At 69.7% G+C, this 25,985-nt stretch carries 20 protein-coding genes and 2 tRNA genes; 4 read left to right on the plus strand and 18 right to left on the minus strand.

The window, feature by feature from the left end; translation table 11 throughout:
* Positions 1 to 51: 51 nt before the first annotated feature.
* Complete coding sequence (locus tag ABZ937_RS38360; RefSeq protein ID WP_361699311.1) at positions 52 to 135, plus strand: hypothetical protein; 84 nt, start codon at positions 52 to 54, stop codon at positions 133 to 135.
* Positions 136 to 211: 76 nt separating this feature from the next.
* On the opposite strand, the gene ABZ937_RS38365 is transcribed toward ABZ937_RS38360, so the two are convergent.
* The 11 genes from ABZ937_RS38365 to ABZ937_RS38415 form a co-directional block, all read right to left on the minus strand.
* Positions 212 to 2,173, minus strand: a complete 1,962-nt coding sequence (locus ABZ937_RS38365) for a TIGR03960 family B12-binding radical SAM protein (RefSeq protein ID WP_361699229.1) — start codon at positions 2,171 to 2,173, stop codon at positions 212 to 214.
* A 70-nt stretch (positions 2,174 to 2,243) separates the two neighbouring features.
* Entirely contained in the window at positions 2,244 to 3,743 is a 1,500-nt protein-coding gene (locus ABZ937_RS38370; protein WP_361699231.1) for a CYTH and CHAD domain-containing protein, read from the minus strand.
* A 136-nt stretch (positions 3,744 to 3,879) separates the two neighbouring features.
* A complete protein-coding gene (gene rodA / locus ABZ937_RS38375) occupies positions 3,880 to 5,076 on the minus strand; it encodes a rod shape-determining protein RodA (protein WP_361699233.1) in 1,197 nt (398 codons plus the stop codon).
* Positions 5,073 to 7,325 (minus strand): penicillin-binding protein 2, encoded by a 2,253-nt coding sequence (gene mrdA / locus ABZ937_RS38380; protein ID WP_361699235.1) that lies wholly within the window; start codon positions 7,323 to 7,325, stop codon positions 5,073 to 5,075. The genes rodA and mrdA overlap by 4 nt, the downstream gene beginning before the upstream one ends.
* 176 nt (positions 7,326 to 7,501) lie before the next feature.
* Positions 7,502 to 8,182, minus strand: a complete 681-nt coding sequence (gene mreD, locus ABZ937_RS38385) for a rod shape-determining protein MreD (RefSeq protein ID WP_361699237.1) — start codon at positions 8,180 to 8,182, stop codon at positions 7,502 to 7,504.
* 12 nt (positions 8,183 to 8,194) lie between these two features.
* Entirely contained in the window at positions 8,195 to 9,133 is a 939-nt protein-coding gene (mreC, locus tag ABZ937_RS38390; protein ID WP_361699239.1) for a rod shape-determining protein MreC, read from the minus strand.
* A 165-nt stretch (positions 9,134 to 9,298) separates the two neighbouring features.
* Positions 9,299 to 10,318, minus strand: coding sequence for a rod shape-determining protein (locus tag ABZ937_RS38395; RefSeq protein WP_014672705.1), 1,020 nt, complete (start codon positions 10,316 to 10,318; stop codon positions 9,299 to 9,301).
* 314 nt (positions 10,319 to 10,632) lie between these two features.
* Positions 10,633 to 11,046 (minus strand): nucleoside-diphosphate kinase, encoded by a 414-nt coding sequence (gene ndk, locus ABZ937_RS38400; RefSeq protein WP_361699241.1) that lies wholly within the window; start codon positions 11,044 to 11,046, stop codon positions 10,633 to 10,635.
* A 65-nt stretch (positions 11,047 to 11,111) separates the two neighbouring features.
* Positions 11,112 to 11,474: a DUF4233 domain-containing protein gene (locus tag ABZ937_RS38405; RefSeq protein WP_361699243.1), complete on the minus strand. Its 363-nt coding sequence runs from the start codon at positions 11,472 to 11,474 to the stop codon at positions 11,112 to 11,114.
* Positions 11,475 to 11,481: 7 nt separating this feature from the next.
* Positions 11,482 to 12,984, minus strand: a complete 1,503-nt coding sequence (locus tag ABZ937_RS38410) for a folylpolyglutamate synthase/dihydrofolate synthase family protein (RefSeq protein WP_361699245.1) — start codon at positions 12,982 to 12,984, stop codon at positions 11,482 to 11,484.
* 204 nt (positions 12,985 to 13,188) lie between these two features.
* A complete protein-coding gene (locus ABZ937_RS38415; protein WP_361699247.1) occupies positions 13,189 to 15,813 on the minus strand; it encodes a valine--tRNA ligase in 2,625 nt (874 codons plus the stop codon).
* A gap of 137 nt (positions 15,814 to 15,950) precedes the next feature.
* On the opposite strand from ABZ937_RS38415, the gene ABZ937_RS38420 reads away from it, so the two are divergent.
* Positions 15,951 to 16,904, plus strand: a complete 954-nt coding sequence (locus tag ABZ937_RS38420; protein ID WP_361699249.1) for a hypothetical protein — start codon at positions 15,951 to 15,953, stop codon at positions 16,902 to 16,904.
* A 69-nt stretch (positions 16,905 to 16,973) separates the two neighbouring features.
* On the opposite strand, the gene clpX is transcribed toward ABZ937_RS38420, so the two are convergent.
* The 5 genes from clpX to ABZ937_RS38445 form a co-directional block, all read right to left on the minus strand.
* On the minus strand, positions 16,974 to 18,260 hold the full coding sequence (gene clpX, locus ABZ937_RS38425; RefSeq protein WP_014672712.1) for an ATP-dependent Clp protease ATP-binding subunit ClpX: 1,287 nt from the start codon (positions 18,258 to 18,260) through the stop codon (positions 16,974 to 16,976).
* A gap of 171 nt (positions 18,261 to 18,431) precedes the next feature.
* Positions 18,432 to 19,097, minus strand: a complete 666-nt coding sequence (locus ABZ937_RS38430) for an ATP-dependent Clp protease proteolytic subunit (protein ID WP_055703582.1) — start codon at positions 19,095 to 19,097, stop codon at positions 18,432 to 18,434.
* Positions 19,098 to 19,166: 69 nt separating this feature from the next.
* Entirely contained in the window at positions 19,167 to 19,772 is a 606-nt protein-coding gene (locus tag ABZ937_RS38435; RefSeq protein WP_361699313.1) for an ATP-dependent Clp protease proteolytic subunit, read from the minus strand.
* 227 nt (positions 19,773 to 19,999) lie between these two features.
* Entirely contained in the window at positions 20,000 to 21,370 is a 1,371-nt protein-coding gene (gene tig, locus ABZ937_RS38440) for a trigger factor (RefSeq protein ID WP_361699251.1), read from the minus strand.
* Between the two features lie 178 nt (positions 21,371 to 21,548).
* A tRNA-Pro gene (locus ABZ937_RS38445) sits at positions 21,549 to 21,625 on the minus strand.
* A gap of 185 nt (positions 21,626 to 21,810) precedes the next feature.
* Between ABZ937_RS38445 and ABZ937_RS38450 the strand changes: the two genes are divergently transcribed.
* Positions 21,811 to 21,881: transfer RNA gene (locus ABZ937_RS38450), tRNA-Gly, on the plus strand.
* Between the two features lie 77 nt (positions 21,882 to 21,958).
* Here the strand turns inward: ABZ937_RS38450 and ABZ937_RS38455 are convergent.
* Both ABZ937_RS38455 and ABZ937_RS38460 read right to left on the minus strand, forming a co-directional pair.
* Positions 21,959 to 24,100, minus strand: coding sequence for a PQQ-binding-like beta-propeller repeat protein (locus ABZ937_RS38455; protein ID WP_361699253.1), 2,142 nt, complete (start codon positions 24,098 to 24,100; stop codon positions 21,959 to 21,961).
* Between the two features lie 65 nt (positions 24,101 to 24,165).
* Complete coding sequence (locus ABZ937_RS38460) at positions 24,166 to 24,360, minus strand: hypothetical protein (RefSeq protein ID WP_030648672.1); 195 nt, start codon at positions 24,358 to 24,360, stop codon at positions 24,166 to 24,168.
* A 440-nt stretch (positions 24,361 to 24,800) separates the two neighbouring features.
* Between ABZ937_RS38460 and ABZ937_RS38465 the strand changes: the two genes are divergently transcribed.
* A complete protein-coding gene (locus ABZ937_RS38465) occupies positions 24,801 to 25,985 on the plus strand; it encodes an acyltransferase family protein (RefSeq protein WP_361699315.1) in 1,185 nt (394 codons plus the stop codon).

Consider the following 25,985-nt stretch of genomic DNA (forward strand, 5'->3'; position numbering starts at 1 on the left):
ACCAACAACGACGCCAGCCCCTGGGTACAGATCCCCGGAGCACTCACCGACATCGGCGCAGGAGCCGACGGCACCGTCTGGGGCGTCAACTCAGCAGGAAACATCTACCGCTACACCGGCGACCTCCCCGGCTGATCCCTCCCCCTCAAGAAGTGACCGGTGCGCCGCGCAACGCCCTACCGGGCAGCGCGGCGCACCCTTCCCGCCCACCTCAGTGCGAGTGCCCGCTCGCAGCCGGCGCCGGACCCGCGTTCTTGACCGTCAGCGGGAGCAGCTTCTTGCCGGTCGGGCCGATCTGGATGTGGGTGTCCATCTGCGGACAGACCCCGCAGTCGAAGCACGGAGTCCAGCGGCAGTCCTCGACCTCGGTCTCGTCGAGGGCGTCCTGCCAGTCCTCCCAGAGCCAGTCCTTGTCCAGGCCGGAGTCCAGGTGGTCCCAGGGGAGGACTTCCTCGTACGTGCGCTCGCGCGTCGTGTACCAGTCGACGTCCACGCCGAAGGGGGCCAGCGCCTTGTCCGCGCAGGCCATCCAGCGGTCGTACGAGAAGTGCTCGCGCCAGCCGTCGAAGCGGCCGCCGTCCTCGTAGACCGCGCGGATCACCGCGCCGATGCGGCGGTCGCCGCGGGACAGGAGGCCTTCGACGATGCCCGGCTTGCCGTCGTGGTAGCGGAAGCCGATCGAGCGGCCGTACTTCTTGTCGCCGCGGATCTTGTCCCTCAGCTTCTCGAGACGGGCGTCCGTCTCCTCCGCCGAGAGCTGCGGGGCCCACTGGAAGGGGGTGTGGGGCTTGGGGACGAAGCCGCCGATCGACACCGTGCAGCGGATGTCGTTGGAGCGGGAGACCTCACGGCCCTTCGCGATCACCTTCGTCGCCATGTCGGCGATCTGCAGGACGTCCTCGTCCGTCTCCGTCGGCAGGCCGCACATGAAGTACAGCTTCACCTGGCGCCAGCCGTTGCCGTACGCCGTCGCGACCGTCCGGATGAGGTCCTCTTCCGAGACCATCTTGTTGATGACCTTGCGCATGCGCTCCGAGCCGCCCTCGGGCGCGAAGGTGAGGCCCGAGCGGCGGCCGTTGCGGGTCAGCTCGTTCGCCAGGTCCACGTTGAAGGCGTCCACGCGGGTGGAGGGGAGCGAGAGGCCGATCTTGTCGTCCTCGTAGCGGTCCGCGAGGCCCTTGGCGATGTCGCCGATCTCGCTGTGGTCCGCCGAGGACAGGGACAGGAGGCCCACCTCCTCGAAGCCCGTCGCCTTGAGGCCCTTGTCGACCATCTCGCCGATGCCGGTGATCGAGCGCTCACGGACGGGACGCGTGATCATGCCGGCCTGGCAGAAGCGGCAGCCGCGCGTGCAGCCGCGGAAGATCTCCACCGACATGCGCTCGTGGACCGTCTCGGCCAGCGGGACGAGCGGCTGCTTGGGGTACGGCCACTCGTCCAGGTCCATGACCGTGTGCTTGGAGACGCGCCACGGGACGCCCGACTTGTTGGGGACCACGCGGGCGATACGGCCGTCGGCGAGGTACTCGACGTCGTAGAACGCCGGGATGTACACCGAACCCGTCTTCGCCAGGCGGAAGAGGACCTCCTCGCGGCCGCCGGGGCAGCCCTCCGCCTTCCACTCGCGGATGATCTTCGTCATGTCCAGCACGGCCTGCTCGCCGTCGCCGATGATCGCCGCGTCGATGAAGTCCGCGATCGGCTCGGGGTTGAAGGCCGCGTGGCCGCCCGCGAGGACGATCGGGTCGTCGATCGTGCGGTCCTTGGACTCCAGCGGGATGCCGGCCAGGTCCAGGGCCGTGAGCATGTTCGTGTAGCCCAACTCCGTGGAGAAGGACAGGCCGAACACGTCGAAGGCCTTCACCGGGCGGTGGCTGTCCACCGTGAACTGCGGGACGCCGTGCTCCCGCATGAGGGCCTCCAGGTCCGGCCACACGCTGTAGGTGCGCTCGGCGAGGACGCCCTCCTGCTCGTTGAGGACCTCGTAGAGGATCATGACGCCCTGGTTGGGCAGGCCGACCTCGTACGCGTCCGGGTACATGAGCGCCCAGCGGACGTCGCACTCGTCCCACGGCTTGACCGTGGAGTTGAGCTCTCCGCCGACGTACTGGATCGGCTTCTGCACGTGCGGGAGCAGAGCTTCGAGCTGCGGGAAAACCGACTCGACAGGCATCTCGCGAACCTTCATGAGCTGACAGGGGTGACCATCAAGCGTAACCCGCCCGGCGGACTTCCCCGCACGCTCAGACCGGCGCCCCCGCGGTGATCTCCTTCCACAGGCCCGGCAGCTCCGCCTCCGCGGACGCCGCCCGTGCCTCCTCCCTGCCGTACAGCAGCCCGTACGTGAACGCGCTCTCCCCCGCCGCGTGCGCCACCGCGGACAGCTCGCGCAGGGCCTGGCGGGCCATGACGCTGTCCTGGTGTTCGCCGAGCAGGCTGGTCAGGGACTTCATGGACTTGACCAGGGAGCGGGCGGGGCGGCCGAGGGCCGGGACGGCCGCCTCTCCCGCGTACCGGGTGCGCTTGGCCTTCTTGCGGGCCTCGTGGACGGCGACGTCGCGTTCCTCGCCGGGTGCCCGGTCGAGTGCCTCGGTGACCAGGCGGGAGACCTTGGCGAAGTCCTTGCGTACGGCCTTGGCGAGCACCTTCTGCGGTGTCCGGGCGGCGGCGCCCTTGAGCGGCGGGTCGGCGAGCAGCGCGTCCAGGGTGTCCAGCAGCGCCAGGTAGCGGGCGGAGTCCAGGATCGCGACGACATGGCTGCGGGCGCTGTCGTGCTGGGTGCTCGCCCAGGTGGTGAGCCGTTGGCGGACGGGGCCGGACACCAGGGCGGGCGGCAGGTCGCCGAGGACGGTGAGCAGGCGCTCGGCCAGTACCTCCTGGTCGCGGCCCACGCCCAGTTCGCCCGCCAGCCATTTCAGCTCGGCGGCGATCGGGTCGGTGACGGCGGGGTCGAGGACGGTGCCGAAGGTGCGGAAGGTGCTGCGCATCCGGCGGGTGGCCACCCGCATCTGGTGGACGGAGTCCGGTACGTCCCGGCGGACGCCCGGGTCGTACCCGAGGATCGCCTCGCGTTGCTCGCGCACATAGGCGAGGACGTGGTCGCCGGCGGTCACGGGCCGCGCGCGCCGCCCGGTGCCCTGCGCCCGGCCGCCGGTCTCCTCCAGCGCCCGGGCCAGCTTGGACGGCGACGTGGACGGCCGTACGCCCGCCTTGCGCAGCCGCTTCTCCAGCCGGTCGAGGAGGTCGGGGTCGCCGCCGTCGGCCAGTTCCACCTCGATCTCGGTCCACTGGGCGGCCCCGCCGGTGCCGGTGAGCCGCTCGGCGGTCACGGTGTCGACGCTCGCCTCGGCCAGCAGGGTCCCCTCGGCGTCGACCAGGTGCCGCAGATCGCGGGCGGAGCGCAGCCGGACCAAGGGGGCCAGCGCGCTGTCCCGGACCCGGCAGCGGACCAGGGCCGCGATCTCCTCGGGGACGGTGTCGGAGAGCGGGGCCTGGATCTCGTCGCGGACTCCCGGGGCGACCGGGAATTTCAGATGCCAGCCGGCGTCCGAGCCGCCGGTGCGGCGGCGCAGGGTGAGCGCTGCCGCGGCCAGGCGTTCGTCGGCGGTGTCGTAGTACGTGGCGTCCAGGTCGACCAGGCCCTTGTCGAGGACCGCGGCCACCCCGCCGACGCCGGTCAGGTCGGGCAGTCCGCTCTCGTCGGATTCGTACTTGCGCTCGATCTCGCGTTTCGCATCCGCCATGCACCGAATCTAGTGCGCCGGGGGCCGGCACGGCAGGGGCCGCTCCGGGTGAATGGCCGGAAAACTCGCGCCATTCACCCGGTGAACACCCTCGTGTCGCACTCCTCGCTCGTAGGTCTCGCGCCGGACCGGCGCCTCACGCCGACATCGGTCTCTGCACCTTGATCGACTGCAGCAGGCCCACGGCGACCCACACGGCGAACATGGACGAGCCGCCGTACGACACGAACGGCAGGGGCAGGCCGGTGACCGGCATGATGCCGAGGGTCATGCCGATGTTCTCGAAGGACTGGAAGGCGAACCAGGCGACGATCCCGGCGGCCACGGTCGTCCCGTACAGCTCGGTCGAGTCGCGCGCTATCCGGCAGGCCCGCCACAGGACGACTCCCAGCAGGAAGATGATCAGGCCGGCGCCGACGAAGCCCAGCTCCTCCCCCGCGACCGTGAACACGAAGTCCGTCTGCTGCTCCGGCACGAACTGGCCGGTCGTCTGCGAACCGTGGAAGAGCCCGGCCCCGGTCAGCCCGCCGGAGCCGATGGCGATGCGGGCCTGGTTGGTGTTGTAGCCGACGCCGGCCGGGTCCAGGTCCGGGTTGGCGAAGGCCGCGAACCGGTTGATCTGGTACTCGTCCAGGATGTGCAGCTGCCAGATGGCCACGCAGCCGATGACCCCGGCGATGAGCAGGCCGAAGACCCAGCGGTTGGAGGCGCCGGAGGCGAGCAGCACACCCAGGATGATCGCCACCATGGCCAGCACCGAGCCGAGGTCGGGCATGAGCAGCAGGATCAGGATCGGTACGGCGGCCAGGCACAGCGACTGGAACACGGTCCGGTGGTCGGGGTAGGGCTTGTCGCCCGCGTCGACCCGCGCGGCCAGCAGCATGGCCATGCCGAGGATGATCGTGACCTTGAGGAACTCGGCGGGCTGGAGCGAGAAGCCGCCGATGACGAGCCAGTTCCGCTGGCCGTTGATCGTCGCGCCGAGCGGGGTGAGCACCACCAGGGCGAGGAGCACCGACAGGCCGTAGAGGATCGGCACGGCGTTGCGCAGGGCGCGGTGGCCGAGCCAGACCGTGGCGATCATCAGGGCGATCCCGATGCCGAGGTTCATCAGGTGCCGGACCAGGAAGAAGTACGGGTCGCCCTGGTTCAGCTCGGTGCGGTTGCGGGTCGCCGAGTACACCAGCAGCGAGCCCATCAGGGACAGGGCCGTGGCCGCGAGCAGCATCGGCCAGTCCAGTCGGCGGGTGAGCGAGTCGCGGGCGAAGAGCCGGGTCCAGCCGGCCCGCTCGGGGCCGTACCCGGAGACGGAGAAGCTGTTCGCGCCGGTCATGAGGGCATCCTCCGGCTTCCCCTCCTGCGGGCGCGCCTGCGGGTGTCGCGGTTTCTCGTGTTGGGCGACGCCGTGGTGCCCGCGGGCTGCTGGTCGTCGCCGTTGGTCGGGTTGTTCTCCTGGGCGGCCTCGGCGTCCTTCGCCGGGTCGCCGGTGATCTTCGGGGCGGCGATGGTGCCGTCCGTGCGGACCTTGGGCAGGCCCTTCTGCGGCTCGGGCAGCAGCGCCTTCTTGGTGTCGACCGAGCCGTCGCCCTGGACGCCGTAGAGCGCGCTGTAGATGTTGCGCACGGCCTCACCGGAGGCGCCGGAACCCGTACCGGCCTGGGCGATCGTCATGATCACCGTGTAGTCCTTGGAGTAGGTGGCCAGCCAGGACGTGGTCTGCTTGCCGTAGACCTCCGCCGTACCGGTCTTGGCGTGCAGCGGGATCTTGTTCTGCGGCCAGCCGCCGAACTTCCAGGCCGCCGTACCGCGGGTGATGACGCCCGCGAAGGCGTCGTCCATACCGCTGAGGGTGGCCTGGCTGACCGGCAGCCTGCCGCTCTTCTTCGGCTTGATCTCCTGGACGGTCCTGCCGTCGGCGCTGATGATCGCCTTGCCGATGGTCGGCTGGTACATCGTGCCGCCGTTGGCGACGGCGCCGTAGATCACGGCCTCCTGGATCGGCGTGACGAGGGTGTCACCCTGGCCGATGGAGTAGTTGATCGAGTCGCCTTCGCGCATCTTGTTGCCTTCGAGGCAGTTCTCGTAGGCGATCTTCTCGACGTACGAGCCGTCCTTCTTGCCGGTCTTGCACCAGGCGTCCTTGTTGGCCTTCCAGTAGGCCTCCTTCCACTGGCGGTCGGGGACGCGGCCGGTGACCTCGTTGGGCAGGTCGATGCCGGTCTCCTTGCCGAGGCCGAACTGGTGGGCGGCCTTGTAGAAGTAGTCCTTCGGCTGGCCCTTCCTGGGGTTGATGCCGCCGTCCCGCTTCCACTCCTTGTCGGCGAGGCCGTAGAAGACCGTGTCGCAGGAGACCTCCAGGGCGCGGCCGAGGGAGATGGCGCCGAAGTTCTCGCCCTCGAAGTTCTTGAAGACCTGGCCGCCCACCGAGTAGGAGCTGGTGCACGGGTAGCGGCCGTCGAAGGGGTAGCCGGCCTCGACCGCGGCGGCCGTGGAGACCACCTTGAACGTCGAGCCGGGCGCGGCCTGACCCTGTATGGCCCGGTTCAGCAGCGGGTAGTCGGAGTCCTTGCCGGTGAGGGCCTTGTAGTCCTTGGCGGAGATGCCGCCGACCCAGACGTTCGGGTCGTACGTCGGCGCGGAGGCCATGGCGACGATCCGGCCGGTCTTGGCCTCCATCACGACGACGGCACCGGAGTCCGCCTTGTAGTTCTCGCCGGTGATCTTGTCGTACTGCTCGCGGGCGGCCTTCATCGCCTTGTCCAGTTCGTACTCGGCGACGCGCTGGACGCGGGAGTCGATGCTGGTGACCAGGTTCGAGCCGGCCTCGGCCGCGTCCGACCTGGCCTTGCCGATGACCCGGCCGAGGTTGTCCACCTCGTAGCGGGTGACTCCGGCCTTGCCGCGCAGCACCCTGTCGTAGGTCCGCTCCAGGCCGGAGCGGCCGACCATGTCGGAGCGCAGGTACGGCGAGTCGGTGTCCTTGGCCTTCTGGATCTCGGCGTCGGTGACGGGCGAGAGGTAGCCGAGGACCTGCGCGGTGTTGGACTTGCCCGGCCCCGCGTAGCGCCGGACGGCCTCGGGCTCCGCGGTGATGCCGGGGAAGTCCTCGGAGCGCTCGCGGATCTGGAGGGCCTGCTTGGCGGTGGCCTCGTCGGTGATGGGGATCGGCTGGTACGGCGAGCCGTTCCAGCAGGGCTGGGGGGTCTTGGCGTCGCACAGCCGGACCTTCTGCATGACCTCCTCGGACTTCATGCCGAGGACGCCGGCCAGCTTGGTGAGGACGGCCTTGCCGTCGTCCTTCTGCTTCAGCAGGTCGGTGCGGGAGGCGGAGACGACCAGGCGGGTCTCGTTGTCCGCGAGGGGCACGCCGCGGGCGTCCAGGATGTCGCCGCGGACGGCCGGGTCGACGACCTGCTGGACGTGGTTGCCGGACGCCTCCTTCTGGTACTCGGCGCCCTGACGGATCTGCAGGTACCACAGCCGGCCGCCGAGCGTGCCGAGCAGGGAGAGGACGAGGATCTGGATCACGACGAGCCGGATCTGGACCCGCGGGGTCCGACCGGTCTCGGGGATGTTGGTCACTGCGGCTGTCTCCCCCTCTCAGTGCGCGGACGGCTGTGCGCGACGTGCGTGGGCGCGGAGGACGGGTGTGCGATCCGCCTGCGCGCGTACGAATGATGAACGACCGGCCTGTGGGCCCGCGTTCCGGGACAGCTGACCCGTTCGGGTGAACTCTCCCGGGCTGAACTCGCCGCCGCTCACAGGCGCTTGACCCCCTTGATGCGGCCGACCCGGGCGGAGCGGGTGCGGGCCTTGGCCTTCAGCGCGCCGAGGCCGCCGCGCTGGCTGCCGATGCGCAGGCCCGTTCCGGAGGAGGAGAGCCAGCCGGAGGAGATGTCACCGGCCTTGGCCGCGGGGCCGCTCTCGGTGAGCGGGTCGTTGTCGGCGCGGCGGGCCAGCCACATGACGCCCGGCACCACGAACGGGGCGAGCAGCAGGTCGTACAGGGCGGCGGAGACCAGCAGCCCGGTCAGGCCGACGTGCCGGGCGGCGGTGTCGCCGACCAGGGCGCCCACCCCGGCGTACAGCAGGGTGGAGCCGATGGCGGCGGCGACCACGACGGCCATCGGGCCGGTCACCGACTTCAGCCGGCCGTTCTCCGGCCGGATGAGCCCGGCGAAGTAGCCGGTGACGCACAGGACCAGGGCGTAGCGGCCGGCCGCGTGGTCGGCGGGCGGGGCCAGGTCGGCGAGCAGGCCGGCGCCGAAGCCGACGAGGGCGCCGCCGACATGGCCGTAGACCATGGCCAGGCCGAGGACGGTGAGCAGCAGCAGGTCGGGGACCGCGCCGGGCAGGTGCAGCCGGGCGAGGACGCTCACCTGGATCACCAGGGCCACGACGACCAGCGCGCTGGAGAGCAGGATCCGGTTGACACGCATGGGATTCGGCTCCTACTGCTGCTCGTCGTTGGCGGGGGCGTCGGCCGAGGGCGTGACCGTGACGGTCACCGTCGGGGTCGGGACCGGCTTCGGCTTGGTCGGGAGCACGGTGTCCCGTGGGTCCTTCCTGGGGGCCTCGACGACCACGCCGACGATGTCGAGCTTGGTGAAGCCGACGTACGGGGTGACGTAGAGGGTGCGGGTCAGGCCGCCGCCGGAGGGGTCCACGCGGGAGACCACGCCGACCGGGACGCCGGGCACGAACGGCCGGTCGGCCTGCGAGCCGAAGGTGACGAGCCGGTCGCCCTTCTTCACCTCCGCCTTGCCGTTGAGCAGTTCGACGCGCAGCGGGCGGTCGCCCTGCCCGGAGGCGAAGCCGAGTTCGTCGTTGCCTTCCATGCGGGTGCCGACGGTGAAGTCGGGGTCGTTGGCGAGCAGCACGGTGGAGGTGCTGGGGCCGACGGTGGTGACGCGGCCGACCAGGCCGTCGCCGTTCAGGACGGTCATGTCCCGCTTGATGCCGTCGTCGGCGCCGGCGTCGATGGTGATGGTCCAGGAGAAGCCCTGCGCCGAGCCTATGGCGATGACCTGGGCGCCCTTGATGCCGTACTGCCCCTCGCCGGCGATCTTCAGCATCTTGTCGAGCTGCGCCAGCCGGCTGCGGTTGCGGTCGTCGCTGCCGAGTTTGGCCTTGAGGGCCGCGTTCTCCTTCTCCAGTGCGGCGAGCCGGTCGTGCCGGCTGCCGGAGTCACGGATCGCGGAGACGGCGTTGCCGACCGGCTCGACCGCGGAGGACAGTCCGTCCTCGACCGGGCCGAACACCGCTGCGGCGGCATGCCGGGCGCCGTCGACCGGGGAGTTCCGGCCCCCGCGGATGTCCACCGTGATCAGCGCGAACGCGATGGCGATCAGCAGGACCAGGAGCAGCCGGCTCTCTTTCGTGTCCCTCACGTGCGGCGGCCGTGCCCTTCCTCAAGTAGGAATTCGGGGACCCCCGGGAAACGCGAATGCTGCGGCGCGCACCGAAGAGGCCCATTCGGGGGAGCTTATGCCTCTATATCAACGATCCGCCGCACGAGAGGAGAACGTCCCGTACGGCGGAATGGAAGAGTTGCGTCATCTGCGCGGCTGGGCGTCCAGAACCTGCTGCAGCGCCTCGAACTCCTCGACGCACTTCCCGGAGCCGAGCGCGACGCTGTCCAGCGGGTCCTCGGCGATGTGGATCGGCATGCCGGTCTCCCGCCGCAGCCGCTCGTCGAGCCCGCGCAGCAGGGCTCCGCCGCCGGTCAGAACGATTCCTCGGTCCATGATGTCGCCGGACAGCTCCGGCGGGCACTTGTCGAGGGTGGTCTTCACCGCGTCCACGATCGCATTGACCGGCTCCTCGATCGCCTTGCGCACCTCGGCGGCGGAGATGACGACGGTCTTCGGCAGCCCGGACACCAGGTCCCGGCCACGGACTTCGGTGTGCTCGTCGGTGTCGAGGTCGTACGCCGAACCGATCGTGATCTTGATCTGCTCGGCCGTGCGCTCACCCAGCAGGAGGCTGTACTCCTTCTTGATGTACTGGATGATCGCGTTGTCCAGTTCGTCACCGGCGACGCGGATGGACTGGGCGGTGACGATGCCGCCGAGCGAGATGACCGCGACCTCGGTGGTGCCGCCGCCGATGTCCACCACCATGTTGCCCGTGGCCTCGTGGACCGGCAGACCGGAGCCGATGGCGGCGGCCATGGGCTCCTCGATGATGTGCACCTGGCGGGCGCCGGCCTGGGAGGACGCCTCGATGACGGCGCGGCGCTCGACGCCCGTGATGCCCGAGGGCACGCAGACGACGACCCGCGGCCTGGCCAGATACCGCCGCTTGTGGATCTTCAGGATGAAGTAGCGGAGCATCCGCTCGGTGATCTCGAAGTCGGCGATCACGCCGTCCTTCAGCGGACGGACGGCCACGATGTTGCCCGGCGTCCGGCCGATCATCTTCTTCGCTTCGGCACCGACCGCGAGGATCCCGCCCGTGTTCGTGTTGATCGCGACGACGGACGGCTCGTTCAGGACGATCCCGCGACCCCTGACGTACACCAGCGTGTTGGCGGTCCCGAGGTCGACAGCCATGTCACGGCCGATGAACGACATTGAGTTCCCCATCCGGATTCATCTGGCCTTCCTGAGCGTTTGAGGGCATATCAGGTCGGCGAGGCGGGTGCTGTGACGCGAAGGCTTCCATCGTAAACGCGCCTGCGCGAACACTGCGCGAGGGTCTCCGCCATTGTCACCAGATGGCGTGCCGACCCGCTTGTGGAGACGACCCAACGGAGGCACGCGTTCCCCCGATCGGCAAGGCATATGCCAAGAGACGGCCGGAAATGTACGGCCGTCCCTGGTCAGGCGCCACCGGACGGAACTGACGCCCGGTCAGAAAATTTAGCGAGAACTCAGCTCGCCGTGGCTCACGCGCGGCCCGGGAAGAAGATCTTCACCTCGCGCTCGGCGGACTCCTCGGAGTCGGAGGCGTGGATCAGGTTCTCGCGGACGATCACGCCAAAGTCACCGCGGATCGAACCGGGCGCGGCGGCGATCGGGTCGGTCGGACCGGCCAGCGCGCGCACGCCCTCGATGACCCGCTCGCCCTCCACGATCAGCGCGACGACCGGACCCGAGGACATGAACTCGACCAGCGGCTCGTAGAACGGCTTGCCGACATGCTCGCCGTAGTGCTGCTCCAGCGTGGCGCGGTCCAGGGTGCGCAGCTCCAGCGCGGTGATCTGCCAGCCGGCCTTGCGCTCGATACGGCTGATGATCTCGCCGGTCAGGCCGCGACGGACGGCGTCGGGCTTGAGCAGGACGAGGGTGCGCTGGGTCACGGGGGGCTCCTTACACGACTGACATGTGCGGTGGGACGAGGTTACAGGGCGTGTCGGGGCCTTTGTTACGCAGCGTCAGCCGTCGAGGACGAGGACTGCGCCTGAGCCGCGAAGCGGGCCTTGGCCTCGTCCACCTTTCTCCCGAAGTGCACCGAGGCCCACCACAGCGCCCCGAACACCGCGCCCATGAAGTACATGGTCGGGACGAAGACACCGGAGGCGACCAGGGCGATCTGCAGGGCCCAGCCGAGGGCTACCCCGCCGGGGCGGGTCACCATGCCGCACAGCAGCACGCACATCACCATGGCGATACCGCTGACCAGCCACACCGTCGACGTGGACAGGTCGGGGTCCTTCATGGCGACGAGCCCGGCGAAGCCGATGATGAAGAACTCGCCGATCAGGGTCGACGCACAGAGCGTACGCACGGGAACCTCAGCCCTTCCCCAGCAGCAGCCGGGCCTCGCCGACCGTGATGACCGAACCGGTGACCAGGACACCGCCCCCGGCGAACTCGCCCTCCTCCTCGGCCAGCGTGATCGCGGCCTCCAGGGCGTCCGGCAGCCGCGGCTCGACCTGCACCCGCTCGTCGCCGAACACCTCGACGGCGATCGCGGCCAGCTCGTCCGCGTCCATGGCGCGATGGCTGGAGTTCTGGGTGACGACGACCTCGGCGAAGATCGGCTCGAAGGCCTCCAGCAGCCCCCGCACGTTCTTGTCGCCGCTCGCGCCGACGACCCCGATCAGCCGGGTGAAGTCGAACGCCTCCCGCACGGCCTCGGCCGTGGCCTCGGCACCCGCCGGGTTGTGCGCGGCGTCCAGCACGACGGTGGGAGACCGCCGTACGACCTCCAGCCGGCCGGGGGACGATACGGCCGCGAACGCCTTGCGCACGGTGTCGATGTCCAGCGGCTCCGCGCGCTGCGCGCCGACGCCGAAGAACGCCTCCACGGCGGCCAGGGCGACGGCCGCGTTGTGCGCCTGGTGGGCGCCGTGCAGCGGGAGGTACATCTCCGGGTACTCGCCGCCGAGGCCGCGCAGTGTGAGCAGCTGCCCGCCGACGGCGACCTGCCGGGCGACGACGCCGAACTCCAGCCCCTCACGGGCGACCGTGGCGTCCACCTCGACGGCCTTCTTCAGCAGCACCTGCGCCGCGTCCACCGGCTGCTGGGCCAGGATGACGGTCGCGTCCTGCTTGATGATGCCGCTCTTCTCGGCGGCGATCTCCGCGGGCGACTCGCCGAGCCGGTCGGTGTGGTCGAGGTCGATGGGGGTCACGACGGCGACATCGCCGTCGATCACGTTGGTGGCGTCCCAGGAGCCGCCCATGCCGACCTCGACGACGGCGACGTCCACGGGCGCGTCGGCGAAGGCCGCGTACGCCATGCCCGTGAGCACCTCGAAGAAGGACAGGCGGTGCTCCTGCTGTCCGTCGACCATCTCGACGTACGGCTTGATGTCCTGGTACGTCTCGATGAACCGCTCGGCGGAGACCGGGGCGCCGTCCAGGCTGATCCGCTCGGTGATCGACTGCACGTGCGGGCTGGTGTAGCGGCCGGTGCGCAGCTCGAAGGCGCCGAGCAGGGCCTCGATCATGCGGGCGGTGGAGGTCTTGCCGTTCGTACCCGTGATGTGGATCGAGGGGTACGAGCGCTGGGGATCGCCCAGGACGTCCATCAGCGCGGCGATGCGGGTGACCGAGGGCTCCAGCTTGGTCTCGCCCCAGCGGGTGGCCAGCTCGACCTCGACCTCGCGCAGCGCCTTGTCGACCTCCGGGTCCTCGGGGCGCGCGGGTACGTCGGCGTACGGCTGCCCGCCCTGGGTGCGCAGGGTGCGGCTGCCGGCCTCGATCACGGCGAGATCGGGGTCGCGGGTGGTCTCGGCGTCGATGATCTCGTCGAAGCTGTCGAGGGGGTCGGTGCCATTCGGGTCGCTCACGGTGCCCAGTCTACGGAGCGGCACCGACAAAGGACCGGTTTGGGGTGGCTGCTCGCCATCGCCGGGTGCGGGTCCGTCGTGGCCGGTCCGTCGTGGCCGCTCGCGCAGTTCCCCGCGCCCCTGGGTCGGCGAAGGCCCCGGCGCCTCATCGGCACCGGGGCCTTCCGTCACGTCAGACGTTTGACGCGTCCCTGTGTGAGTGACTCACGCTTCCGGCAGCTTCTCCAGCTGGGCGGTGATGCGGGCGATGTCCTCCTCGGCCTTGGACAGGCGGGTGCGGATCTTGTCCACCACCTGGTCCGGGGCCTTCGCCAGGAACGCCTCGTTGCCGAGCTTGGCCGTGGCCTGGGCCTTCTCCTTCTCCGCGGCGGCCAGGTCCTTCGCGAGGCGCTTGCGCTCCGCGGCCACGTCGATCGTGCCGGAGAGGTCCAGCGCCACCTCGGCGCCCGCGACCGGGAGGGTCGCCGTCGCCGTGAAGGACTCGCCCTCCGGCTGGAGGCGGAGCAGCTGGCGGATGGCGGCCTCGTGCGGGGCGAGGGCCGTACCGTCCAGGGTCAGGCGGGCCGGGACCCGCTGGCCGGGCTGCAGGCCCTGGTCGGCGCGGAAGCGGCGGACCTCGGTGATGACCGACTGGAGGGTCTCGATCTCCTGCTCGGCCGCCGTGTCGCGGAAGCCGCTGTCGGCCGGCCAGTCCGCGATGACGACCGACTCGCCGCCGGTCAGCGTCGTCCACAGGGTCTCCGTGACGAACGGGACGACCGGGTGGAGGAGCTTGAGGGTGACGTCCAGGACCTCGCCCAGGACCCGCTTGGAGACCTCGGCCGGCTCGCCGCCCGCCTGGAAGACCGTCTTGGACAGCTCGACGTACCAGTCGAAGACCTCGTCCCACGCGAAGTGGAACAGGGCGTCGGAGAGCTTGGCGAACTGGAAGTCGTCGTAGTGGGCGTCGACTTCGGCGACGACGGAGTTCAGGCGGGAGAGGATCCAGCGGTCCGTGGCCGACATGGCCGACGGGTCCGGCAGCGGTCCCTCCACCGTCGCGCCGTTCATCAGCGCGAAGCGGGTCGCGTTCCAGATCTTGTTGGCGAAGTTGCGGGAGCCCTGGACCCAGTCCTCGCCGATCGGCACGTCGACGCCGGGGTTGGCGCCGCGCGCGAGCGTGAACCGGAGCGCGTCGCTGCCGTACTTGTCCATCCAGTCCAGCGGGTTGACCGCGTTGCCGAAGGACTTCGACATCTTCTTGCCGAACTGGTCGCGGACCATGCCGTGCAGGGCGATGGTGTGGAACGGCGGGGTGCCGTCCATCGCGTACAGGCCGAACATCATCATCCGGGCGACCCAGAAGAAGAGGATGTCGTAGCCGGTGACCAGGACGGAGTTCGGGTAGAACTTCGCGAGCGACTCGGTCTGTTCGGGCCAGCCGAGCGTGGAGAACGGCCACAGGCCGGAGGAGAACCAGGTGTCGAGGACGTCGGTGTCCTGGTGCCAGCCCTCGCCGCTCGGCGGCTCCTCGTCCGGTCCGACGCAGACGACCTCGCCCTCGGGGCCGTACCACACCGGGATCCGGTGGCCCCACCACAGCTGGCGCGAGATGCACCAGTCGTGGAGGTTGTCGACCCAGTCGAAGTACCGCTTCTCCATCTCCTGCGGGTGGATCTTGACGCGACCGTCGCGGACGGCGTCGCCGGCCGCCTTCGCCAGCGGACCGACCTTGACCCACCACTGCATCGACAGACGCGGCTCGATGGTGGTCTTGCAGCGCGAGCAGTGGCCGACCGAGTGGACGTACGGCCGCTTCTCGGCGACGATCCGGCCCTCGGCGCGCAGCGCGGCGACGATGGCGGAACGGGCCTCCAGCCGGTCCAGGCCCTGGAAGGGGCCGTGGGCCGTGATGACGGCGTGCTCGTCCATGACCGTGATGGACGGCAGGTCGTGCCGCTGGCCGATCTCGAAGTCGTTCGGGTCGTGGGCCGGGGTGACCTTGACGGCGCCGGTGCCGAACTCGGGGTCGACGTGCTCGTCCGCGACGACCGGGATGGAGCGGTCGGTGAGCGGCAGCTTGATGAGCTTGCCGACGAGGTGCTTGTAGCGCTCGTCCTCGGGGTGCACCGCGACGGCGGTGTCACCGAGCATGGTCTCGGCGCGGGTGGTGGCGACGACGATGGTCTCGTCCCCGTCGCCGTACTTCATGGAGACCAGCTCGCCGTCGTCGTCCTGGTACTCGACCTCGATGTCCGAGATCGCCGTCAGACAGCGGGGGCACCAGTTGATGATGCGCTCGGCGCGGTAGATCAGCTCGTCGTCGTAGAGCTTCTTGAAGATGGTCTGGACGGCCTGGGACAGGCCCTCGTCCATGGTGAACCGCTCACGCGACCAGGCGACGCCGTCACCGAGGCGGCGCATCTGCCCGCTGATCTGGCCGCCGGACTCGCCCTTCCACTGCCAGACACGCTCGACGAAGGCTTCCCGTCCCAGGTCGTGCCGGGACTTGCCCTCCTTGCCCAGCTCCCTCTCGACGACGTTCTGCGTGGCGATGCCGGCGTGGTCCATGCCGGGCTGCCACAGCGTCTCGAAGCCCTGCATGCGCTTGCGGCGGGTCAGGGCGTCGATGAGCGTGTGCTCGAAGGCGTGCCCGAGGTGCAGGCTGCCGGTGACGTTCGGCGGGGGGATGACGATCGTGTACGGCGGCTTGTCGCTCTTCGCGTCCGCCTCGAAGTAACCGCGCTCTACCCAGCGCTCGTACAGCGGGCCCTCTACATCGGCCGGCGCGTACTGGGTCGGCAGTTCGGAGTCGGGCGCGGGTGGCTGCTGCTGAGCGTTCTCGGTCACGGGGGTCAGTTTAGAGGTGTCACGGGCCGGTCCCGAAACGCGTTTGTTCTGTAACGGTGCCGCCCCCGGTGCCGTGCGCTTCCCGGGCCTGGGCCAGGATGTCAGGAACACATAAGCTCCTGGAGGGGAACGCAGGAATGAGCAACAACCAGCCGGGCCCGTACGGCCAGCCGCCCCAGCAGCCGGGGCCGTACGGCCAGCCGGGGCAGCCTGGGTACGGCCAGCCGGGTCCGTACGGCCAGCAGCCGCAGGCGCCGCAGCCCGGCTACGGCTACCCCCAGCAGGCCCCTCCGGCCCAGCCGCAGCCCGGTTACGGCTACCCGCAGCAGGGTGCGCCGCAGCAGCCGTACGGCCAGCCGGGGCAGCCCGGGTACGGCCAGCAGCAGCCGTTCGGCGTGCCGCAGCCGCCGCAGCCGGCCGGCGGGAAGAAGAAGACCGGTCTGATCATCGGCGCGGTGGCCGTGGTGGCCGCCGTGGCGGTGGGCGCGTACTTCGTGCTCGGCGGCAGCGGCGGCAGCGACGTCGCGGACGACGGGCCGCACAAGCTGACGACGCCGTCCACGGTGCTGACCGAGTACAAGAAGAAGGACGGCAGCGGCGACACGATGACGGAGTCGGATCTGAAGGACGCCGAGAAGTGGGGCGTGCACGATCCGAAGGACGTCAGCGCCAAGTACGAGTCCGGTGACGAGGACAACCCGCTGAGCAAGAAGATGATCAACTTCGGCGGTGTGTACGGCACGATCGACGACCCCGAGAAGGCCGTCGACGCGATGTTCGCCTACATGAAGACCGAGTCCCAGAAGGAGAGCGACAGCGACGCCTCCCTGAAGGGTGAGCCGAAGGCGTACGAGCCGGCCGGCCTCGACGGCGCGATCCTCAAGTGCCAGCAGGCGACCGCCCCCACCGGGTCGAGCAGTGGCGGTCCGAAGGACGTCACGATGACCATCTGCATCTGGGGCGACCACAGCACCCTCGGGATGGTCATGCCGGTGGACCTCGCCAACCTCATGGCGGGCCGGAGCAGCGACCCGGCGACCGATGCCGAACTCGCCGCCAAGTTCCGCAAGGAGGTCCGCGTCAAGGCCTGACGCGTTCCGCAGCCACGTGCGAAGGGGGCCCCGGTCGCTGACCGGGGCCCCCTTCGTATGTGGCTACGTCTACGCCGTCTTCTGCTCCCCGGAGCCCCTCCCCCGCGCGTCCCGCGGGATCAGGGTCGGGTTGACGTTCGAGAGGACCACGTCGGCCGTGATGACCACGCGGGCCACGTCCTTGCGGGACGGGACCTCGTACATCACGCCCTGGAGGACCTCTTCCATGATGGCGCGCAGGCCGCGGGCGCCGGTCTGGCGGAGGATGGCCTGATCGGCGATGGCCTCCAGGGCCTCGCGCTCGAAGTCCAGCTCCACGCCGTCGAGTTCGAACAGGCGCTGGTACTGCTTGACCAGGGCGTTGCGGGGTTCCACCAGGATCTTGAGGAGTGCCTCGCGGTCCAGGTTGTGGACCGAGGTGATCACGGGCAGGCGGCCGATGAACTCGGGGATCATGCCGAACTTGACCAGGTCCTCCGGCATGACGTCCTCGAAGACGTCCTTGGCCTCCAGCTCGCGCTTGGAGAGGATCGTGGCGCCGAAGCCGATGCCCTTGGCGCCGGCCCGGGCCTCGATGATCTTCTCCAGGCCCGCGAAGGCACCGCCCACGATGAACAGGACGTTCGTCGTGTCGATCTGGATGAACTCCTGGTGGGGGTGCTTACGGCCGCCCTGCGGCGGGACCGAGGCCGTGGTGCCTTCGAGGATCTTCAGGAGGGCCTGCTGGACACCCTCGCCCGAGACGTCGCGGGTGATCGAGGGGTTCTCGCTCTTCCGCGCCACCTTGTCGATCTCGTCGATGTAGATGATCCCGGTCTCGGCCTTCTTGACGTCGTAGTCCGCCGCCTGGATCAGCTTCAGGAGGATGTTCTCGACGTCCTCGCCCACATAGCCCGCCTCCGTCAGCGCCGTCGCGTCGGCGATCGCGAAGGGGACGTTGAGCATGCGCGCCAGGGTCTGCGCGAGGAGGGTCTTGCCGGAGCCCGTGGGGCCGAGCAGCAGGATGTTGGACTTCGCCAGCTCGATCGCGTCGTCACGGCCGCTCGCGCCGCCGTTCTCGCCCGCCTGGACCCGCTTGTAGTGGTTGTACACCGCGACGGAGAGCGCCTTCTTCGCGGCCTCCTGGCCGACTACGTAGCCCTCCAGGAACTCGTAGATCTCGCGGGGCTTGGGCAGCTCCTCCCAGCGCACCTCGCTGGTCTCCGCGAGCTCCTCCTCGATGATCTCGTTGCAGAGATCGATGCACTCGTCGCAGATGTACACACCGGGCCCTGCGATGAGCTTCTTGACCTGCTTCTGGCTCTTGCCGCAGAACGAGCACTTGAGCAGATCGCCGCCGTCACCGATGCGTGCCACGGTGTGCTTCCCCTTCGCCTGGGAGACGCCTGGACGTTACGAGTCCAGCGGCTCCTGGTGCTGCCTTATGTCCGACGGTACCTTGCCGGGCCCGGTGTTCGGGCCCCCCTTGGCAGGGTTCACTTTGACGTGCGCCCTGCCAAGGGGGATCTGAGAATGATCCGCTCCGCGTCAGCGGACGGCGGCGTTGTTCAGCTTGCGGGTGGAGATGATCTGGTCGACGAGGCCGTACTCCAGCGCCTCCTCGGCCGTGAGGATCTTGTCGCGCTCGATGTCCTCGCGGATCTTCTCGATCGGCTGGTTCGAGTGCTTCGCCAGCATGTTCTCCAGCTGCTCACGCATCCGGGTGAACTCGTTGGCGATGATCTCCAGGTCGGACAGCTGACCGCGGCCGGTGGAGCCGGCCGGCTGGTGGATCAGCACGCGCGAGTTCGGCAGCGCCATGCGCTTGCCGGGCGTACCGGCGGCGAGCAGGATGGCCGCGGCGGAGGCCGCCTGGCCCATGCAGACCGTCTGGATGTCGGGCTTCACGAACTGCATCGTGTCGTAGATCGCCGTCAGGGCGGTCATGTCGCCACCGGGGCTGTTGATGTAGATCGAGATGTCCCGGTCCGGGTCCATCGACTCCAGGCACAGCAGCTGCGCCATGACGTCGTTGGCGGAGGCGTCGTCGATCTGGACGCCCAGGAAGATCACGCGCTCCTCGAAGAGCTTCGCGTACGGGTCGTACTCGCGGATGCCCTGGGAGGTGCGCTCGACGAAGCGCGGGATGACGTAGCGGCTGTCGGGGCGGGGCCCTTCGTACATGCCGCTGGCGGCGCCGGGGAAGTTGCTCATGGGGTGTTCACCGTCCTGGTGGCGTTCTGGGGGCTTCGGTCTCGGCGGTGCGTGGCGTGGCCGGGCCGGTCAGGCACCGGTGCCGCCGCCTCCCGGAACACCCGAGGCGTGCGTGATGATCTCGTCAATGAGACCGTACTCCTTGGCCTCTTCCGGGGTGAACCAGCGGTCTCGGTCACCGTCGCGGATGATCGTCTCGACCGTCTGCCCGGAGTGGCGCGCGGTCAGCTCCGACATGCGCTTCTTGGTGCGCAGCAGGTACTCGGCCTGGATCTTGATGTCCGAGACCGTACCGCCGAGGCCCGCGGAGCCCTGGTGCATCATGATGTCCGCGTGCGGCAGGGCGAAGCGCTTGCCGGCGGTGCCGCCGGTGAGCAGGAACTGGCCCATCGAGGCCGCCATGCCCATGGCGATGGTGACCACGTCGTTCGGGATGTACTGCATGGTGTCGTAGATCGCCATGCCGGCCGTCACCGAGCCGCCGGGGCTGTTGATGTAGAGGTAGATGTCCTTTTCCGGGTCGGCGGCAAGGAGCAGCAGCTGTGCGGTGATCTTGTTGGCGATGTCGTCGTCAACCTGCTGGCCGAGGAAGATGATCCGCTCGCCGAGCAGCCGGTTGTAGACCTGGTCGCCGAGGCCACCACCGATGGAAGGCTCGCCGGCGGCGGAGGGCATCAGATTCGTCACGTATCCACCTGCTCGTCTTACGACGGCGCCGGGCCGTCTCATTGTTCTGCCTTTCATGGACCCTAACGCGAGGGTCCCTTCGGGGAATCCCGGAGACGGTGGTGTTCGCCGGGGGCGTAGCGCCGTGACGGCGGATTCCCCCGGTACGGCAAACGGGCCCCGGGAAAGTCCCCAGGGCCCGTCGTACGCGCCTTACAGGTGCCGCCAGGGCCCGCTCAGCCCTCGGCGTTCTCCTCGGAGGTCTCCGACGCCTCGGCGGCCTCGGTCTCCTCCTCCTCGTCGTCCAGGTCGACGATCTCGCCGTTGGTGTCCTTCACCGTGGCGGCCTCGACCACGACGGCCAGGGCCTTGCCGCGGGCGACCTCGCCGACCAGCAGCGGCACCTGGCCGCCCTCGACGACGGCCTGGGCGAACTGGTCGGGGGACATGCCGGAGGAGGCAGCACGCCGCATGAGGTGCTCGGTGAGCTCCTCCTGGTTGACGTTGAGGTTCTCCTTCTTGACCAGCTCGTCCAGGACGAACTGGGTCTTGATGCCCTTGACCGCGGCCTCGCGGGTCTCGGTCTCGAACTCCTCGGCGGTCTTGCCCTGGATCTCCAGGTACTTGTCGAGGGTGAGACCCATCTGGCCGAGCTGGTGGTGCTCCAGGTTGTGCTTGCGGGTGTTGATCTCGTCCTCGAGGAGCTTCTCGGGGACCGGGACCTCCACCAGCTCCAGCAGCTTCTCCAGGACGCGCTCCTGGGCCTGCGTGGCCTGGTCGAACTTCTTCATGTTGCCGAGGCGCTTGCGGCTGTCCGCCTTCAGCTCCTCCAGCGTGTCGAACTCGGAGGCGAGCTGCGCGAAGTCGTCGTCCAGCTCGGGCAGTTCACGGGCGGCGACCTGGGTGACCTTGACGGTGACCTCGGCCTCCTTGCCCGCGGCGGAGCCGCCCTTCAGCTCGGAGGTGAAGGTGGCCTCCTCGCCGGCGGACTTGCCCTTGACGGCGTCGTCGATGCCGTCCAGCAGCTCACCGGAGCCGATGGTGTACGAGACGCCGTTGGCGATGCCGTCCTCCAGGACCTCGCCCTCGACCTTGGCCTCCAGGTCGATGGTGACGACGTCGCCGTCCTCGGCGGCGCGCTCGACCGGGGAGGTCGAGGCGAAGCGCTCACGGAGCTGCTCGACGGACTTCTCGATGTCCTCGTCGGTGACCTCGACGGCGTCGACCTCGACCTCGATGCCCGTGTAGTCCGGGATCTCCAGGGCCGGGCGGACGTCGACCTCGGCGGTGAAGTTCAGCGTCTCGCCGTCCTTCAGCTCGGTGATGTCGACCTCGGGCTGGCCCAGGGGGCTGAGCTCGGCCTCGTTGACCGCCTCGGTGTAGAACTTCGGAAGCGCGTCGTTGACAGCCTCCTCCAGGACCGCACCGCGGCCGAACCGCTGGTCGATGACGCGGGCCGGGATCTTGCCCTTACGGAAGCCCTTCACCGTGACCTGCTGGTTGATCTTCTTGTACGCCGCGTCGAGGCTGTCCTTGAGCTCCTCGAAGGGCACCTCGACAGTGAGCCGAACCCGGGTCGGGTTCAGGGTCTCCACGGCGCTCTTCACGGTTCGGTCTCCTTGTGGCTGACTGCTTGGGTTCTGCCGGAGCCAGACAGGTCCGGCGGATTCGCCGCCCGGAGGAGTTCGTAGGCCGTGAGGGCCGGGACACACGGGCGCGCAGTTTGCATAGTAACCGCAGCCGGTCGGCGCCCCAAAAGGCGATCATCACGACGTCATGAGCCGGTGGTCGGGGTGGCGGGATTTGAACCCACGGCCTTCCGCTCCCAAAGCGGACGCGCTACCAAGCTGCGCCACACCCCGTCTGGTGCGACACGTAGGGTACATGCCCCGGCCGGTCGCGTCGGCCGCATTCTCCGAGGCGGCGCGCGTGGTGCCGGCCGCGGCGCCGCGCCCGGTGCCGTCATGGTCGAACTCGTTGGCCTCGGCGGCGGGCGACCCGCTACGATGCCTTCAGTGCCGCGGTCACCGACCTGCGGCGCAGTGCTGCGGGCGTAGCTCAATGGTAGAGCCCTAGTCTTCCAAACTAGCTACGCGGGTTCGATTCCCGTCGCCCGCTCTTTCGGTCCAGGGGCCCGGTCTCCGCTTCGGCGGTGCCGGGCCCCTGGTGTGTCTTCCGGGGCCCCCTGGTGGGTCCTACAGGTCCTTGACGTCCACGCTGTAGACCGCGCGCATGCCGTAGGGGACGTAGAGGGCGTCGCCGGACAGGACGGGGGCCGCTGTGGTGCCGCCGGAGCTGCTGTCGCCGTCGTCGCGGCCGGGCAGGGTGCCGGTGACCCTGCCGGTGCGCAGGTCGAGGGCGGCGAGCCGGCCGGTGGGCGAGGCCAGGTAGAGGTGGGTGGCGGAGGCGGTGGGCGGGCCGGGCTGCTCGACGGTGGAGTTGCTCTGCCACCGTTCGCGCCCGGTGAACGGGTCGATCGCGCGGACGCTGCCGCTGGGGAGGGTGAGGTAGAGGGTGCCGCGGACGACGTAGCCGCCGGAGGCGTTGCGCGGGGTGGGCAGCCGTACGGTCGTCAGGACGTGCGAGGTGGCGTCGATCAGGGTCAGGCCGCTCAGCTTCTCGGTGAGCGGGTCGGTGCCGAGCACGAGGTGGCCCCGGGTGTACCCGAGGGGGGCCAGCGTGCCCTTGGCCGTGACGCTCCAGCGGGGCTTGCCGGTGGCGGGGTCGATCCGGGTGACGGTGGTGCGCGGGTTGTCGCCGTTGTCGTCGGAGGCGCGGCAGACCAGGTACGGCCGGCCGCCGACGCCGGTCAGTGCGCAGTCGTTGTCGACGCCGGCGGGCAGTTCGCGGTGCCAGCGGACCTTGCCGTGCGCGGCGTCGAGCAGGGCGTAGGAGTCGGAATCGTCGCCGTAGGCGGAGATGACCCCCGCCGGGGTGGCCACGGCGCCGGCGTACTCCGGTCCCGGTCCGTCGACGTTTTCGGCGATGACCGTGCTCCAGAGCGGCTTGCCGGTGTCCGGGTCCAGGGCCTGCACCGTGTAGCGGGTGCGGCTCTGCGGATCGTCGCCCTTCTTGATGTCGGTGCTGTCGGCGCCGAAGGCGTACACGGCGCCGGGGCGGGCGCCGATGATCGTGCCGCCGCCGCTGGCCGACGTCTCGGCGGGGGTGGGGTCCATGGGCCGGGTCCAGGTGTTGCGGCCGTCGGCGAGGGTGAAGCGGGCGGCCATGATCCCGTCGCCGGCGCACAGCAGCGCCTTGTCCGCGACGGCGCAGCGGCTGAAGGGTTCGCTCGGGCCCATGTACTGCGCGCTGCCGGCCGTGGGGTCCGAGGCCTGCCGGTGCCAGGCGTGCCAGCCGGCCGGCAGGTCGTGCGGGTCGCCCCCGCCGCCGCGGGCGAGGACGGTGGTGGTGGCGGCCACGGCGGCCAGTACGGCGGTGACGGTGACGGCGGCCGGCCACCAGCGGCGCCGGCGCGGGCGTACGGGCTCGGTGTCCACCGCCTCGGGCTCGGGGCGCGGGTCGGGCAGCCGGCCCTCGCGCAGCAGGTGCAGGAGTTCGTCGGGGCCGGGCCGGGACTTGGGGTGCTTCTCCAGGCAGAGGCCGACGAAGGGCAGCAGGTCGTCGGGGACGCCGGTCAGGTCGGCGGTGCCCTCGACGACACGGGTCGCCGTCTCCCAGGGGCTCGGGCTGTCGAAGGGGCCGCGCCGGGTGGCGGCGTACACGAGGACCGCGCCGAGGGAGAAGATGTCGGTGGCCGGGCCGACCTCGTGCGGGGAGGCGAACTGCTCGGGGGACATGAAGGGCGGGGTGCCCATCACGCGGCCGGTCTGGGTGAGCGCGTCCATCCCGGCGGCCTCGGCGGCGCGGGAGATGCCGAAGTCGATGACCCGGGGGCCGTCCTCGGCGAGCATGACGTTGGCCGGTTTCAGGTCCCGGTGGACCACTCCGGCGCGGTGGATGTCGCGCAGGGCCTCGGCGAGGCCGGCGGCGAGTTCGCGCAGCCGGTTCGGCGGGAGCGGGCCGTGCCGGCGGACGTGGGTGCCGAGGTCCTCGCCGGGGATGTAGAGGGTGGCCATCCAGGGGCGCGGCGCGTCGGCGTCCGCGTCCACCACGGGTGCCGTGAAGGCGCCGCTGACCTGGCGGGCGGCGGCCACCTCGCGGCGGAACCGGGTACGGAACTCGTCGTCGTCGGCGTACTGGCCGTGGACGAGCTTGAGGGCGAGCCGGCGGCCGGAGGCGGAGCGGGCGAGGTAGACCACTCCCATGCCACCACTGCCGAGGCGGTCCTCGATGCGGTAGCCGCCGACCTCCGCCGGGTCCGAGTCGCGCAGCGCCATTCCCGTATGTCCCCCGTTGTTTCAGTTGTTCCGCTCGTGCGGCCCCTCGCCGACTCCCCCGCCGGTCAGAACCTGATCGAGTTGATGGACTCCGCTATCGAGTTCAGGAAGCGGTTGATCGATGGTGCCATGCCGGTCGAGGCCAGGAAGAAACCGAAGAGGATCGCGACGATGGCGGGGCCGGCCTTGATGTTCCCCCCTCGGATCAGCACCACCAGGATGATCGCCAACAGCAGCACCACGGACAGTGAAATGGCCACAACTGATCACACCCTCGGTCGGTCCGCTCTCCCGGCCCGGAGGTACGGCCCGCGCACCCCCGCCAGAACCATCGTGCCACCAACCCGGCCGCCGTATGCGGCTCGTGACACATCGTCCGGCGCGGGCCCGGCACGGGCGACGTCCCGCACTGTAATTCGAGCGGATGCCCCCACGTGACTCGCCGTGGAATTACGCGACTTCGTTTCCGTGTCCACACATCCTGTGCGCAGCTAATTCGAATTGATGACACAGAGACGCCGTATGCCCCAATTAGTCAGGATGAATCGGGACATCGGGGGTGAACTGGCGACCCGAGTGTGCGCACCATCACGTGGACAAGGGAGGCACGTTCGGTAAATCAGCGGGTACCCGAAGTCGATAACCAGGAATGACTGCGGGAGTTTTACGAAATCCCGCAGACGACGCTAGGGTGCCTGAGATGTTTGACGCCGCCTCGTCCCCCGGCCAGAACCGCAGGCCGCTCCCCCCGGCACAGCCGCCGGCGGACGGAGTGCCCTCTCCGCGTACCCCGGTGAGTGCGCCGCGGAGCGAGCGGCGGACCGCGGCGGGCAGACCGGGCAGAGGGCGTGACGCGTTCTTCGACAACGCCAAGTACCTGGCCATCGTGCTCGTCGCGATGGGGCACGCGTGGGAGCCGCTGAAGGGCGACAGCCGCATCCTGGAGGGCGTGTACACCGTCGTGTACAGCTTCCACATGCCGGCGTTCATCATCGTCTCCGGCTTCTTCTCGCGCAGTTTCGACATGCGCCCGGACCGGCTGAAGCGGCTGATCACCGGCGTCGCCGTGCCGTACGTGCTGTTCGAGACGGCGTACCCGCTCTTCAAGAACCTCGTCACCGGCTCCCACGAGGAGATCAGTCTCCTCGATCCCTGGTACCTGACCTGGTTCCTGGTCGCGCTCTTCGTGTGGCGGCTGACCACGCCCGTCTGGAAGCTGGTGCGCTGGCCGCTGCCGCTCGCCGTGGGCCTCGCCATGCTGGCCAGCGTCACCCCGAACATCGGTGACGACCTCGACCTCCAGCGGGTCCTGCAGTTCCTGCCGTACTTCGTGCTCGGCCTGTGCATGAAGCCCGAGCACTTCCAGCTGGTGCGCCGCCGCTGGGTGCGGGTCGCCTCGGTGCCGGTGTTCGCGGCGGCGCTGGCGGTCGGCTGGTGGGCGGTGCCGCGCATGAACACCGCGTGGTTCTACCACCGCGACTCGGCGCAGGAACTGGGCGCCCCCTGGTGGTGCGGCCCGGTGATGACGCTCGCCATGATGGGCTGCTCGCTGGTGCTGACGGCCTGCTTCTTCGCCTGGGTGCCGCGCCGGCACATGTGGTTCACGGCGCTCGGCGCGGGCACGCTCTACGGCTACCTGCTGCACGGCTTCCTGGTGAAGTTCGGCGACTACCGCGGCTGGTTCGAGCACCCCTCGCTGCACCGCCCGCTCGGCGAGATCCTGGTGACCCTGCTCGCCGCGGCGGCCGTCACGGTGCTGTGCACCCGGCCGGTGCAGCGCATCTTCCGCTTCGCCATGGAGCCGAAGATGGAGTGGGCGTTCAAGCAGGACGCGGCCGAGCTGGCCCGCGAGCGGCAGAAGCAGCGGGAGAAGGTCGGCGTCTAG

This window comes from Streptomyces sp. NPDC046727, from assembly GCF_040645635.1.
Classification (GTDB): domain Bacteria; phylum Actinomycetota; class Actinomycetes; order Streptomycetales; family Streptomycetaceae; genus Streptomyces.

Coding starts and splice junctions, on each gene's coding strand:
- ABZ937_RS38465 (WP_361699315.1), top strand. CDS start 24,801: ATGTTTGACGCCGCCTCGTCCCCCGGCCAGAACCGCAGGCCGCTCCCC.
- ABZ937_RS38365 (WP_361699229.1), bottom strand. CDS start 2,173: ATGCCTGTCGAGTCGGTTTTCCCGCAGCTCGAAGCTCTGCTCCCGCAC.
- rodA (WP_361699233.1), bottom strand. CDS start 5,076: ATGACCGGCGCGAACAGCTTCTCCGTCTCCGGGTACGGCCCCGAGCGG.
- ABZ937_RS38395 (WP_014672705.1), bottom strand. CDS start 10,318: ATGTCGTTCATCGGCCGTGACATGGCTGTCGACCTCGGGACCGCCAAC.
- ABZ937_RS38455 (WP_361699253.1), bottom strand. CDS start 24,100: ATGGCGCTGCGCGACTCGGACCCGGCGGAGGTCGGCGGCTACCGCATC.
- mreD (WP_361699237.1), bottom strand. CDS start 8,182: ATGCGTGTCAACCGGATCCTGCTCTCCAGCGCGCTGGTCGTCGTGGCC.
- ABZ937_RS38420 (WP_361699249.1), top strand. CDS start 15,951: ATGAGCAACAACCAGCCGGGCCCGTACGGCCAGCCGCCCCAGCAGCCG.
- ABZ937_RS38435 (WP_361699313.1), bottom strand. CDS start 19,772: ATGCCCTCCGCCGCCGGCGAGCCTTCCATCGGTGGTGGCCTCGGCGAC.
- ABZ937_RS38430 (WP_055703582.1), bottom strand. CDS start 19,097: ATGAGCAACTTCCCCGGCGCCGCCAGCGGCATGTACGAAGGGCCCCGC.
- ABZ937_RS38370 (WP_361699231.1), bottom strand. CDS start 3,743: ATGGCGGATGCGAAACGCGAGATCGAGCGCAAGTACGAATCCGACGAG.